Source organism: Polynucleobacter corsicus (assembly GCF_018688255.1).
Classification (GTDB): Bacteria; Pseudomonadota; Gammaproteobacteria; order Burkholderiales; family Burkholderiaceae; genus Polynucleobacter; species Polynucleobacter corsicus.
Genome location: NZ_CP061314.1, coordinates 791,897 through 805,282 on the forward strand (window position 1 = coordinate 791,897; position 13,386 = coordinate 805,282).

A 13,386-nucleotide genomic window follows, 5' to 3' on the forward strand; every position below is an offset into this window, starting at 1 on the left:
CTAATAGTAGTAACTAAAAAGGCTCAGAACAAAGATGATGTATCCACACCCCATTATTGCGAAAGAAGGTTGGCCGTATTTGGCATTAGTGGGGGCCATTACTTTGCTGGTCCACTATCTTGGTGGCATTGCATGGTCATGGCCTTTGTGGATCATCTTTATCTTTGTTCTACAGTTCTTCCGAGATCCGCAGCGTATTGCTGCCATAGGCCGTGATCTAGTTTTATCTCCTGCCGATGGTCGTATCGTCGTCGTAGAAAAAGCGAACGATCCTTATGCGGGTCGTGAGGCTTTGAAGATTAGTGTTTTTATGAACGTATTTAACGTTCATTCCAACCGTAGTGCAGTTAACGGTACGGTAAAAGAAATTCAGTATTTCCCTGGCAAGTTTGTCAATGCCGATTTAGATAAAGCCTCTACTGAGAACGAGCGTAATGCTGTTGTGATTGATGCCAATGGCCAAATCGTGACTCTGGTGCAGGTTGCAGGCCTGATTGCTCGCCGCATTCTTTGTTATATCCATGTTGGCGATAGACTTAAAGCGGGTGAGCGTTATGGCTTTATTCGCTTTGGCTCCCGTGTCGATGTATATTTACCTTTAACAGCTGAGCCTTTAGTCAGCGTTGGTGATAAAGTTTTTGCTACGAACACTGCATTAGCTCGCGTACCTGGCTTAGATTAATTAAGCCGCTTTAACTAGGAATATTCTTTGCCTACATTTCGCCGTCGTGGCCGTATAGACCGCAGTCGCATAACGAACTCGCGCACTAATCGCACTCAAGATGAGTGGGCAGAAGACTTGGGTGATGGAATTGATTTTGAAGTGGAAGAGTTGCACGTAGATAAGCCACGTAAACGTAGTAAGGGCATTTATTTACTTCCCAATGCATTCACTACCGCAGCCTTGTTCTGCGGTTTTTTTGCTATCGTCAATGCGATGAACCACCAGTTTGAGATAGCTGCTATTGCCATCTTTGCGTCTTTAGTTTTGGATGGCATGGATGGGCGCGTTGCTCGCATGACTAATACCCAAAGCGCCTTCGGTGAACAGTACGACTCTTTGGCTGACATGGTGTCTTTTGGTGTTGCGCCAGCCTTAGTTGCTTACGAATGGGCTCTAAAAGACTTGGGTAAGTGGGGCTGGTTGGCCGCCTTTACCTACTGTGCAGGAGCAGCCTTGCGTCTGGCGCGCTTTAACGTCAATACTGGCGTGGTAGACAAGAAGTTTTTCCAGGGCTTACCTAGTCCAGCCGCTGGCTCTTTAATGGCTGGTTTTATTTGGCTGGCTGATGACAACAAGATCCCCGTGCGTGACAGTGCCATCCCTTGGATCACTTTCTTTTTGGCTGTTTATGCTGGCTTGACCATGGTGTCCAATGCCCGTTTTTACAGTGGCAAGGCTTTAGATGTGCGCTACCGCGTACCTTTCGGCGTCATGGTGCTGATGATTCTGACCTTTGTTTTGATTTCTTCTAATCCGCCCTTGACCCTGTTCGGCCTCTTTGTGGTGTATTCCATCTCAGGATATGTCATTTGGGCTTGGGAGCATCTCAGCGGCCGTCGTTTTAGCTAATTTAGAATATTTAGGTTATATTTAATCCATGTTGATGAATTTTTCCCTTTCTAACTTGCTTCTACTAGCACTAAGCCTACAGCTTGGGGCAGGTAAGGCCTGAGTTAATGAGATTAAAGTAATTCATTAGCCACGACATACCAGCCCCAGCAAATTGCTGGGGCTTTTGTTTTTAGGCTTAGTCATTAATAAATATGAATCAGCAGTAAGCATAATTAAGCAATATTGAACCGGAGAGTAGTGATGAGCGACAAAGTAATCATTTTTGATACCACCTTACGTGATGGCGAGCAATCGCCTGGCGCTTCCATGACCAAGGATGAGAAGGTTCGCATCGCTCGTCAGTTAGAGCGCCTCAAGGTGGATGTGATCGAAGCTGGATTTGCGGCGAGCTCCGAAGGTGACTTCCAGGCAATCTCTGCAGTAGCAGCAGCTGTGAAAGATTCGATTGTCTGCTCACTCGCACGCGCTAACGATAAAGATATTACTCGCGCTGCTGATGCATTGAAAGCAGCTAATGCAAAACGGATTCATGCATTTTTGGCAACCAGCCCATTGCATATGGCCGTGAAATTGCGCATGTCTCCAGAAGAGGTTTTGGAGCAGGCTAAACGTTCCATTCGTTTTGCAAGAAACTTAGCTGAGGATGTGGAGTTCTCGGCAGAAGATGGCTATCGCTCAGAAATGGATTTCTTGTGCAGAGTAGTTGAAGGCGTTATTAATGAGGGTGCTACTACCATCAATATTCCGGATACCGTAGGCTACGCTACTCCAGAGTTATATGGTGAGTTCATCAAGACCTTGCGTACCCGAGTTCCTAACTCTGATAAGGCGGTATGGTCTGTGCATTGCCATAATGACTTAGGTATGGCTGTTGCTAACTCTTTGGCAGGCGTCAAAATTGGTGGTGCACGTCAAATTGAATGCACTGTTAATGGCTTGGGTGAACGCGCTGGTAATACAGCATTAGAAGAAATTGTCATGGCTTTGCGTACCCGTAAGGATTATTTCGATATGGTGTGCGGTATTGATGCGACTCAAATTGTTCCTGCATCAAAGTTGGTCTCGCAAATTACTGGCTTCGTTGTTCAGCCGAACAAGGCGGTTGTGGGTGCAAACGCATTTGCGCACACCTCAGGAATACATCAAGACGGCATCCTAAAGAATCGTGATACTTACGAGATCATGCGCGCGGAAGATGTGGGCTGGTCTGCGAATAAGATTGTGCTCGGCAAGTTGTCTGGTCGCAATGCTTTCAAACAGCGCTTACAAGAGTTGGGCATTGCGATTGAAGCCGAAGCAGATTTGAATGACGCTTTTGTCCGCTTCAAGACGCTAGCCGATCAAAAATCAGAAATCTTTGATGAAGATATTATTGCCATCATGTCAGACTCTGCTGCAGCCGAAGAGGGTGAATTTTATAAATTCATATCCTTGAGCCAGCATTCTGAAACAGGTGAGCGACCAAAGTCTAAAGTGACCTTCCGGGTTGGGGATAAAGAAGCGAGCTCTGAGGCTGAAGGTAATGGCCCAGTGGATGCGAGCTTGAACGCTATTGAGCAGATCGTGAAGAGTGGGGTAGAGCAATTACTCTATTCTGTAAATGCAATCACCTCAGGTACGCAGTCTCAGGGTGAGGTTACTGTCAGACTTGCAAAAGGTGGACGTATTGTTAATGGCGTGGGTACTGATCCAGACATCATTGCAGCTTCAGCGAAAGCCTATTTGTCAGCCCTTAATAAATTGCATGATCCTAGTCAAGCTAAGCTCAATGCGCAGATGACGCCTTAAGAAATTCGCGGCGGCATCTGCAGCTTTTGCAACGCGCCGCTTATTTATTTAGATCTGTACTCTTGTAGTACTTGGTGCCTTTGCCAGTGATTTCTGCGGCAAGGCCTGAGTCTGTGAGCTGATACATCAGCACGCCAGGGGCGACCACAGTTCCGCCTTGATAGGCGCCACCAGTGGTTTCATATTTAGCGGCTGCAGTGACTTGGCCGCCAAAAGTCCAGCCGGAGTTAACAAATTCATTGAGTGCGGCTTGGGTTTGAAAAACAAAAATATTTTGGAAAGATTTAATTCCCACGCCAAGACCTGCTTGTACTTCAGCCATATTCATATAGACAGGTTTCGCGCCAGACCGATTGATGACAACGCCACTGCCTGTTCCGCCTCCTGCAATGAGTATCTTCATGCCAAAGTTACTAAAAGTAGCGTAGCCAGCCGACTTATCAATCAGCTCTTTTGATTTAGGTTCTATTTGATAGAGTGCCTTGAGGGTGTCTTCACTCTTTTTAAGGACATCTTGGCGTTGCTGGGCAATGGTTTTCTCGGCGGCAAAAGGATTTGAAAATTGCGCAAAACTCAGTGAAGGGGATAGGGCTAATAAACTATAGGCTAATGCTTGGATGAATTTAGTTTGCATCGATTTTTTCCTTGGCTGTGTTTCCGCAATGAATGAATTCCCTCTTTATACTCCAACAAGCCTTTCCTCCCAATAACAATCCAATATGACTCTTTTTACTCGCTGCATCTTTACTCTCTTCATGCTGTCTTTACTGGGCTGTAGCAGCTTGCAGCGCAAAGCGGCAGTGCCACCTCAGCAGATGGGGCAGGCTCAAATAGCGGGTCTCAGTAGTGCGCGATATATGGTGGCCAGTCAGCCCAGTATTGATCAAATGGCTGCAGACATTCAGGCGGGATTTAAGGTGAGGGATGAAAAAACCTTAAATGCGCCGGCAAACTACTTATCACTCTCCGGTGGTGGCGATGATGGTGCATATGGCGCAGGATTATTGATAGGGTGGGCTGAGCGCGGCGATCGCCCGCAATTTAACTTAGTCACTGGCATCAGTACCGGCGCATTAATTGCTCCCTTTGCGTATATGGGAAAAGAATACGATCCCGTCTTACGCGATGTTTATACAAAATATGGCCCTAAAGACATCTTCATTGAGCGCGGATTGATCTCCGGCATTTTGAGTGATGGCTTATCCGACACGACCCCTTTGTTTCAGCTGATTTCAAAATACATTGATCAAGATTTTCTGAAGAAGGTGGCACATGAGTACACCACCAAAAACCGCTGGCTTTTGATTGGAACAACCAATTTAGATGCAGGCGTACCTGTAATCTGGAACATGGGCAAGATTGCCAGTATTGGCACTCCAGAGGCTTTAGAGCTTTTTAGAAAAGTCATGCTGGCATCTGCATCGATACCGGGCGCATTTTCACCGGTGATGTTCGATTTTGAGGTTTCTGGCCAAAGCTTTCATGAGATGCATGTGGATGGTGGTGCTATTACCCAAGTATTCCTGTACCCCAGTGCACTATCTCAAAAAGGGAAAGAGCTGAATGTAAAGTTACAAAAGGAACGCAATGCCTACATTATTCGCAATGCGCGCTTAGATCCTGAGTGGCGTGAGACACAGCGGGAGACCCTCAGCATCATCCAGAGAGCAATCTCCAGTCTGATTCAGACTCAAGGCATTGGAGATCTCTATCGCATCTATCACACCACTGAGGTTGACGGCGTCAGCTTTAATCTGGCCTATATCGGATCCGACTTTAAATTTCCCCACAAGACCGAGTTTGATACCGCCTATATGCAGGCTCTTTTTGATTACGGCTATCAACAGGGCCTTGGCGGCAAGGAGTGGCAAAAGTACCCTCCTGGCTATAAGCGGGGATTTGATGAGGAATTGCCTAAAAAATAGGCATTTCCAGGTATTTCCATCATCATTTCCATATAAATCAAGGACTTGCCAAAATATCCACTGCTCAACCCTGAATTGAGTGCCTGGCCCCTGTGGCCAGGGATTTAAGGCGGATCTGCTACAATTCGAGGGCTTTGATTTTTAAAGCTTTTTTGTTTTATTTGATTAATAAGTGCACGACACAAGTTGGGTGAAAGCTCAGGTGTTCGCAAGTAAGGAGTATGAAAATGGCAGTTGCTGATATTAAAACGGCGGAAATCGTCAAAGACAACGCGCGTAGCGCAAACGATACGGGTAGCCCTGAAGTTCAAGTTTCATTGCTAACAGCCCGCATTAATGAATTAACCCCCCATTTCAAAGCTAACGCTAAAGATCATCACAGCCGTCGTGGTTTGTTGAAGATGGTTTCACGCCGCCGCCGCCTTTTGGATTACCTCAAGGGCAAGGATCTGGGTCGCTATCGCGCATTGATCGAGAAATTAGGTCTCCGTAAGTAATTCTTATCGGTATTGCAATGCCATCTATCTTAGGGTTGTTTCGTTACAGAATCAGTCTTAAGCAGATGGCATGTTTTTTGGGCGCTTCAAGATTATTTGTGTAGGGGATCGTGTCATTCCAATGAGTTTCTGGGTTGTGAAATCCAGTGCCTCCCTGGAATGGCATCCCTTGTGATCTTTAATCGCTCCAGTGTTGTCGCGACACTGCTTTATCCCGCGACAAGCGTGAAATCCATGTGGCTTTTACGTGAACAATTTGGAGAAGATCAGAATGACTATGTTTAAAAAAGCAGTAAAGACGTTTCAATGGGGCAATCATCAGGTAATCATGGAAACAGGCGAGATTGCTCGTCAAGCTGGTGGTGCTGTCATCGTTAACGTGGATGACACAGTAGTAATGGGCACAGTAGTTGCCTCTAAGTCCGCTAAGCCAGGCCAGTCATTTTTCCCATTGACTGTTGATTACTTAGAGAAAACTTACGCCGCAGGAAAAATTCCTGGTGGTTTCTTCCGCCGTGAAGGCCGTCCATCCGAAGGTGAGACATTGATCTCCCGTTTGATCGATCGTCCATTACGTCCATTGTTCCCAGAAGGTTTCTTGAACGAAGTTCAAGTAGTCATTCATGTGCTGTCTATCAACCCAGATGTACCTGCTGATATTCCTGCATTGATCGCTGCTTCTGCAGCTTTAGCGGTTTCAGGTATTCCATTTGCTGGTCCAGTAGGCGCAGCACGTGTTGGTTACGCTAACGGCCAATACCTCTTGAACCCAACTCGTACAGAGCAAGCTACTAGCGAAATGGATTTGATTGTTGCTGGTACTCAAGCTGCTGTATTGATGGTGGAGTCAGAGGCTAATCAGTTGTCCGAAGAAATCATGTTGGGTGCAGTTGTATACGGCCATGACCAAATGCAAACTGCGATCAACGCAATCAACGAATTGGTAACCGAAGCTGGCAAGCCAGAGTGGGATTGGACTGCTGCTCCTAAAGATGAGCCATTTATTGCTAAGGTCACTGCACTAGCTGAAGCGCCATTGCGTGAGGCATATCAGATTCGTCAAAAAGGTGCTCGTACAGATAAGCTGAAAGAAACTACTAAAACAGTAATGGCTAAGCTTGCTGAAGAAGGTGATGTTGATGCAGTAGCTGTCAATGACATCATGTTCGAAATCGAAGCCAAGATTGTGCGCAGCCAGATTTTGAATGGCGAGCCACGCATTGATGGTCGCGATACACGCACTGTTCGTCCAATTGAAATTCGTAATGGCGTATTGCCACGCACACACGGTTCAGCATTGTTTACCCGTGGAGAGACACAAGCTCTCGTAGTAGCTACTTTAGGTACTGCACGTGATGAGCAGATCATTGATGCACTCGAAGGCGAGTATCGTGATCGCTTCATGTTCCACTACAACATGCCTCCGTTCGCCACTGGCGAAACTGGTCGTGTAGGTAGCCCTAAGCGTCGTGAAATTGGTCACGGTCGTTTGGCTAAACGTGCATTGATTCCAGTATTGCCAAGCGCAGAAGATTTTGCTTACAGCATTCGTGTGGTTTCAGAAATCACTGAGTCCAATGGCTCCTCATCGATGGCTTCCGTTTGCGGTGGCTGTTTAGCAATGATGGACGCTGGTGTTCCAGTTAAAGCGCACGTTGCTGGTGTTGCCATGGGCTTGATTTTGGATGGCAACCGCTTTGCTGTGTTGACAGACATCTTGGGTGATGAAGATCACTTGGGCGATATGGACTTCAAAGTAGCGGGTACTGCTAATGGCATTACTGCTTTGCAAATGGATATCAAAGTTCAAGGTATTACTAAAGAAATTATGCAAGTTGCATTGGCCCAAGCTAAAGAAGGTCGTTTGCATATCTTGAGCAAGATGCAAGAAGCGATGGGTTCAGTTCGTACTGAATTGTCTGCACATGCTCCGCGCATGGTTTCTTTCAAGATTCATCCAGACAAGATTCGTGAAGTAATCGGTAAGGGCGGCGCAACAATTCAAGCCCTGACTAAAGAAACTGGTTGCAGCATCGACATTAAAGATGACGGCACTGTAACAATCGCTTCTACTTCTGCTGAAGGCATGGCTGAAGCCAAAGCACGTATCGAAGGCATTACTGCTGAAGCTGAAGTAGGCAAGATCTACGAAGGCCCGGTAGTGAAATTGCTTGAGTTCGGCGCTTTAGTAAACATTCTTCCAGGTAAAGATGGTCTCTTGCATATCTCTGAAATTTCTAATGAGCGTGTAAAAGAAGTTAAAGACTACTTAGCTGAAGGCCAAGTTGTTCGCGTGAAGTTGTTAGCTGCTGATGAGCGTGGTCGTTTACGTTTATCTCTCAAGGCTGCGATGGCTGAAGAGGGTGGCACGATTGCTCCTTTGGCGGGTGCTGAAGTTTCTGCTGAAGCCGCTCCTCCATCTGACGAAAACGCTTAACTAGTTTATTTAGCAAGCGGAATTCATATGCGCGTAATAGAAATCAAAGAATTTGGCGCACCAGAAATGCTGGTGTCTGCCACTCGTCCTGACCTAGCACTTCCTGGTGCTGGGTCTGGCGAGATTCTGATTCGTGTTTTGGCTGCCGGGATTAATCGTCCTGATGTTTTGCAACGTAAAGGCCATTACCCGGTTCCAGCAGGCGCATCTGACATTCCGGGCCTGGAAGTGGCTGGTGTAATTGTTGGCGGTGATTTAGGTCACGCCGATAACCTTTTTGGGCTCAAGGTGGGCGATAAGGTCTGCGCGCTAGTGCAGGGTGGTGGTTACGCAGATTCGTGTATAGCCCCAATTGCCCAATGTTTGCCTTATCCTAAAGGATTTACTGATCAAGAGGCTGCCGCATTACCAGAGACGTTTTATACCGTGTGGAGTAATGTCTTCATGCGTGGCCAACTATCTGAAGGCGAAACTTTATTGGTTCAAGGTGGCTCGAGCGGTATCGGTGTAACTGCTATCTTGATTGCGAAAGCCTTAGGTCATACAGTATTTGTGACTGCAGGTACTGATGAGAAGTGCGCTGCTTGTGTTGCCTTGGGTGCTGACTTGGCGATCAACTACAAGACGCAAGACTTTGTCGAAGAAGTAAAGAAGGCAACTGACGGCAAGGGTGTCAATGTCATTCTAGATATGGTCACCGGCGCTTACGTACAAAAAGAGATCGATTGCCTGGCTGATGATGGTCGTATTGTGATCATTGCAATTCAGGGTGGATCCAAAGCTGAAGTGAGTACGAATCAAATTTTGCGTCGTCGCTTGACCATTACCGGTTCTACATTACGTCCACGTCCAGTGTCATTTAAGAAGCAGATTACTCAACAGTTGCATGCCCATATCTGGCCTTTGCTAGATTCGGGGAAATTAAAGCCTGTGATTTATAAAACATTTAGCCTAGATCAAGCGGCAGATGCTCATCGTCTGATGGAATCTTCTGAGCACGTTGGCAAGATTGTTTTAACTGTTTAAGTATTTAAATTAATTTCATGCGTCCCATCACTGTTATCGGCAACTGGAAAATGAACGGCAGCTTTGCAAGTAATGCAGACTGGATTAAGACCGTTTGCCGTGGCATGGAGCAGGGGATGCCTGCGGGTCGTAAGTATGTGGTGTGCGCCCCAGCACCTTATTTGTCACAGTGTGGTGAATTAATTCGTGACTGCTCTTTAGCTTTTTTAAGTTTAGGTGCTCAAGATGCATCGGCTTATCCAGTGGGAGCTTATACCGGTGATGTTTCAGCAGCTATGCTGAAGGAATTAGATTGTGCCTACGTCATCGTGGGGCATTCGGAGCGCCGCCAGCATCATCAGGAGGCTGATGAGCAGGTAGCAGAAAAAGCGCTGCAGGTATTAGACAATGGCATGATTCCCGTGATTTGTGTTGGTGAGTCTGCAGATGAGCGTAACTCTGGACGTGAAGTTGAGGTTGTAAGAGGTCAGATTTCAAAGCAAGTTGCGATTTTGCAAGACCGTTTGGCCGATTGTCTGATTGCCTATGAGCCTGTTTGGGCTATTGGAACTGGTAAGGTGGCCAGCGCTCAAATAGCTCAGGACATGCACAGAGCCATTCGATTGCAGCTGGCAGAGTTTGATGAGGATGTAGCTTCCCATGTGGGAATTTTGTATGGCGGCAGCGTCAAACCTGATAATGCCGTTGAACTATTTGCAATGCCAGATATTGATGGTGGATTGATTGGGGGCGCTTCATTGAACCCTCAGGATTTTTTAGCCATTTGTCAGGCCTAGATTTTTTATTTGGAGATAAGCCATGGAATGGTTTAAGACTTTATTAATCGTTTTACAGATTATTTCAGCTTTGGCTGTGATATTGCTCGTATTGCTTCAGCAGGGCAAAGGCGCCGACATGGGCGCTGCTTTTGGCTCTGGATCCTCAGGCAGTCTTTTTGGCGCCAGCGGCTCAGCCAACTTCCTTTCCCACACAACTGCTATTTTTGCGGCAATCTTTTTTGTTTGCACTTTAGGCATTACTTGGATCGGAAATAAAAAGGAAGTTAGCCCTGGAATTTTGTCGGGTACCGTGGCTCCAGTTGCAGTTCCTGCGGCTGCACCAGTAGCCCCAGTTCAAGATCCGACCAAGCCAGCAGTTCCAAAGTAAAAAATAGGGTTTTAAGTAGTTTCTAACGCTATTTTTGAGGTAAATGAGTGGTGCAATGCAGTAGAATTGACAAGTTTTGCAAGATGCCGACGTGGTGAAATTGGTAGACACGCTATCTTGAGGGGGTAGTGGCTTAGGCTGTGCGAGTTCGAGTCTCGCCGTCGGCACCAAATTGTAAAAATTGTAGGGGGTTTATGCCCTAAATCAAGGTTTTTTGTAGTGGAGTAATTGATAATTTGTAGCTTCTTAGGACTTACCGCACGAACGACTCAGGGCCATTTTGAATCTCGCTAATTACTTTCCAGTTCTGCTTTTTATCCTTGTAGGTATTGGGGTTGGTTTAGTGCCCATGTTCCTCGGAAAAATTTTGGCTCCTTCGAAGCCAGATGCTGAAAAACTGTCGCCCTATGAGTGCGGTTTTGAGGCCTTCGAAGATGCGCGTATGAAATTCGACGTACGCTACTACCTCATCGCAATCCTTTTTATCTTATTTGACTTAGAAACAGCATTCCTGTTTCCTTGGGGTGTGGCTCTGCGTGATATTGGTTGGTTTGGTTATGCCTCTATGGTGATTTTCCTCTTGGAATTTATCGTTGGCTTCGTATATATCTGGAAAAAGGGCGCTCTCGACTGGGAGTGATCGATATGGCATTAGAAGGCGTTCTCAAAGAAGGATTTGTTACCACTACTGCGGACCAGTTAATCAACTGGACTCGCAATGGTTCTTTATGGCCAATGACATTCGGTCTGGCTTGCTGCGCTGTAGAAATGATGCACGCTGGTGCTTCCCGTTATGACTTGGATCGCTTTGGTGTGGTGTTCCGCCCATCTCCCCGTCAATCAGATTTAATGATTGTGGCTGGCACTTTGTGCAACAAGATGGCTCCAGCACTTCGAAAGGTTTACGATCAAATGCCTGAGCCACGCTGGGTGATCTCGATGGGTTCTTGTGCCAATGGTGGTGGTTATTACCATAACTCGTATTCAGTAGTGCGCGGTTGCGACCGCATTGTGCCAGTCGATATTTATGTTCCTGGTTGCCCTCCAACTGCCGAGGCCTTGATCTACGGAATTATTCAGTTGCAATCCAAGATCGCTCGCACCAACACGATTGCGCGGAAGGCTTAAACCATGTCAGACCGTTTAGTTCAACTCGTTGGTAATCTAGAAAAAGTTTTAGGTAAGCGTGCTCAATCTATTGAGATCGCTTTAGGTGAAGTGACTGTTGTGGTTCATGCAGACACCTATTTTGAATCCGCCATGCTCTTGCGCGATGAGCCTTCATTGGCTTTTGAGCAGTTAATGGATTCATGTGGAGTGGATTACCAGGACTACCGGGATGGACAGTGGGGTGGTCAGCGTTTTGGCGTAGTAACCCATCTTTTATCCATAGCTCATAACTGGCGTCTGCGTGTGCGCGTATTTGCACCTGAAGATGCCTACCCAGTAGTTGCATCACTAACACCAGTATGGGCCTCGGCTAATTGGTTTGAGCGCGAAGCTTTTGATCTCTACGGTATTTTGTTTGATGGTCACGAAGACCTACGTCGCATTTTGACTGACTATGGTTTTATTGGCCATCCATTCAGAAAAGATTTCCCAATCTCTGGCAACGTAGAAATGCGTTATGACCCAGAGTTAAAGCGTGTGGTGTATCAGCCAGTCACGATCGAAGCGCGTGAAATCACGCCGCGTATCGTGCGCGAAGAGCAGTATGGAGGCCCGGTTTAAGTCATGGCACAAATTAAGAACTACACCCTCAACTTTGGACCTCAACATCCTGCCGCCCACGGCGTACTACGTCTCGTGTTGGAGCTTGATGGGGAAGTGATCCAACGCGCTGATCCGCATATTGGTTTATTGCATCGCGCCACAGAAAAATTAGCAGAGACACGTACTTGGATTCAGAACGTTCCTTATATGGATCGTTTGGACTATGTATCCATGATGGCAAATGAGCATGCTTACGTGATGGCGATTGAGAAGTTGCTTCAAGTAGATGTGCCTTTGCGTGCACAGTACATCCGGGTGATGTATGACGAGTTAACGCGTTTGCTCAATCACCTCTTGTGGATTGGTTGCCATGGTTTGGACGTTGGCGCTATGGCCGTGTTCTTGTACGCCTTCCGCGATCGTGAAGATATTTTCGACATGTATGAAGCCGTATCTGGTGCTCGTATGCATGCTGCCTACTACCGTCCAGGTGGCGTTTATCGTGACCTACCAACACAGATGGCGCAGTTCTCAAAGTCTAAGATTCGTAGCGCCTCTGCCATTAAGCGTTTGAATGAGAACCGTAGCGGTACATTACTTGATTTCATTGAGCAGTTCTCCAATGGTTTTGATGCCAACGTCGATGAGTATTGCAACCTCTTAACGGATAACCGTATTTGGAAGCAACGCTTGGTTGGTATTGGTGTCGTGACTCCTGAGCGCGCGTTGCAGCTTGGCTTCACTGGTCCAATGCTACGTGGTTCCGGTATTGAGTGGGATTTGCGTAAAAAGCAGCCTTATGAAACTTACGACAAACTCGATTTTGATATTCCGGTTGGTGTGAATGGCGACTCATATGATCGTTATCTAGTCCGTATGGAAGAAATGCGTCAATCCAACCGCATCATTAAGCAGTGCGTAGCTTGGCTCAAGGCGAATGATGGCCCCGTCATGAGTGACAACCATAAGGTATCTCCGCCAAAGCGTGTGGATATGAAAACCAATATGGAAGAGTTGATTCATCACTTCAAACTCTTTACTGAAGGTATGCACGTTCCTAATGGAGAGGCTTACTCTGCTGTTGAGCATCCAAAAGGTGAGTTCGGAATTTACTTAATTTCTGATGGCGCTAATAAGCCTTACCGCATGAAGATTCGTGCGCCAGGCTTTGTACATCTTTCTGCAATGGATGAGATGTCACGTGGCCACATGTTGGCTGATGCTGTAACTATTATTGGAACCCAAGATATCGTGTTCGGGGAGATTGACCGCTAATAC

The 13,386-nt window shown here is 46.6% G+C and carries 14 protein-coding genes and 1 tRNA gene; 14 read left to right on the forward strand and 1 reads right to left on the reverse strand.

Translation table 11 applies throughout. The annotated features are described in order from the left end of the window. Window positions 1–34: 34 nt before the first annotated feature. From C2747_RS04120 to C2747_RS04130, 3 genes are all read left to right on the forward strand, one after another. The gene (locus tag C2747_RS04120) at window positions 35–682 is read left to right on the forward strand and encodes a phosphatidylserine decarboxylase (RefSeq protein WP_215332658.1); all 648 of its coding nucleotides are present in this window, start codon (window positions 35–37) and stop codon (window positions 680–682) included. Window positions 683–709: 27 nt separating this feature from the next. Next, window positions 710–1,573, forward strand: a complete 864-nt coding sequence (pssA, locus tag C2747_RS04125) for a CDP-diacylglycerol--serine O-phosphatidyltransferase (protein ID WP_215332659.1) — start codon at window positions 710–712, stop codon at window positions 1,571–1,573. Between the two features lie 243 nt (window positions 1,574–1,816). Continuing rightward, window positions 1,817–3,364, forward strand: coding sequence for a 2-isopropylmalate synthase (locus C2747_RS04130; RefSeq protein ID WP_215332660.1), 1,548 nt, complete (start codon window positions 1,817–1,819; stop codon window positions 3,362–3,364). A gap of 40 nt (window positions 3,365–3,404) precedes the next feature. On the opposite strand, the gene C2747_RS04135 is transcribed toward C2747_RS04130, so the two are convergent. Next, a complete protein-coding gene (locus tag C2747_RS04135; protein WP_215332661.1) occupies window positions 3,405–3,998 on the reverse strand; it encodes a lipid-binding SYLF domain-containing protein in 594 nt (197 codons plus the stop codon). 85 nt (window positions 3,999–4,083) lie between these two features. On the opposite strand from C2747_RS04135, the gene C2747_RS04140 reads away from it, so the two are divergent. From C2747_RS04140 to C2747_RS04190, 11 genes are all read left to right on the forward strand, one after another. Beyond that, window positions 4,084–5,289 carry a patatin-like phospholipase family protein gene (locus C2747_RS04140; RefSeq protein ID WP_215332662.1) on the forward strand — a complete coding sequence of 402 codons (1,206 nt, stop codon included), beginning with the start codon at window positions 4,084–4,086 and terminating at the stop codon, window positions 5,287–5,289. Window positions 5,290–5,516: 227 nt separating this feature from the next. Beyond that, window positions 5,517–5,786: a 30S ribosomal protein S15 gene (gene rpsO / locus C2747_RS04145; RefSeq protein ID WP_112204355.1), complete on the forward strand. Its 270-nt coding sequence runs from the start codon at window positions 5,517–5,519 to the stop codon at window positions 5,784–5,786. 271 nt (window positions 5,787–6,057) lie between these two features. Next, entirely contained in the window at window positions 6,058–8,223 is a 2,166-nt protein-coding gene (gene pnp, locus C2747_RS04150) for a polyribonucleotide nucleotidyltransferase (protein WP_215332663.1), read from the forward strand. Window positions 8,224–8,250: 27 nt separating this feature from the next. Further along, window positions 8,251–9,249, forward strand: coding sequence for an NAD(P)H-quinone oxidoreductase (locus C2747_RS04155; protein WP_215332664.1), 999 nt, complete (start codon window positions 8,251–8,253; stop codon window positions 9,247–9,249). 17 nt (window positions 9,250–9,266) lie between these two features. Continuing rightward, window positions 9,267–10,025 carry a triose-phosphate isomerase gene (gene tpiA, locus C2747_RS04160; RefSeq protein ID WP_215332665.1) on the forward strand — a complete coding sequence of 253 codons (759 nt, stop codon included), beginning with the start codon at window positions 9,267–9,269 and terminating at the stop codon, window positions 10,023–10,025. Window positions 10,026–10,047: 22 nt separating this feature from the next. Beyond that, a complete protein-coding gene (gene secG, locus C2747_RS04165) occupies window positions 10,048–10,395 on the forward strand; it encodes a preprotein translocase subunit SecG (protein ID WP_215332666.1) in 348 nt (115 codons plus the stop codon). 85 nt (window positions 10,396–10,480) lie between these two features. Further along, window positions 10,481–10,565, forward strand: a tRNA-Leu gene (locus tag C2747_RS04170). A gap of 110 nt (window positions 10,566–10,675) precedes the next feature. Then, window positions 10,676–11,035: an NADH-quinone oxidoreductase subunit A gene (locus C2747_RS04175; RefSeq protein WP_011902892.1), complete on the forward strand. Its 360-nt coding sequence runs from the start codon at window positions 10,676–10,678 to the stop codon at window positions 11,033–11,035. Window positions 11,036–11,040: 5 nt separating this feature from the next. Continuing rightward, the gene (locus C2747_RS04180) at window positions 11,041–11,523 is read left to right on the forward strand and encodes a NuoB/complex I 20 kDa subunit family protein (RefSeq protein WP_215332667.1); all 483 of its coding nucleotides are present in this window, start codon (window positions 11,041–11,043) and stop codon (window positions 11,521–11,523) included. A 3-nt stretch (window positions 11,524–11,526) separates the two neighbouring features. Next, window positions 11,527–12,126 (forward strand): NADH-quinone oxidoreductase subunit C, encoded by a 600-nt coding sequence (locus tag C2747_RS04185; protein WP_215332668.1) that lies wholly within the window; start codon window positions 11,527–11,529, stop codon window positions 12,124–12,126. Between the two features lie 3 nt (window positions 12,127–12,129). Beyond that, complete coding sequence (locus C2747_RS04190) at window positions 12,130–13,383, forward strand: NADH-quinone oxidoreductase subunit D (RefSeq protein ID WP_215332669.1); 1,254 nt, start codon at window positions 12,130–12,132, stop codon at window positions 13,381–13,383. Window positions 13,384–13,386: the final 3 nt, after the last annotated feature.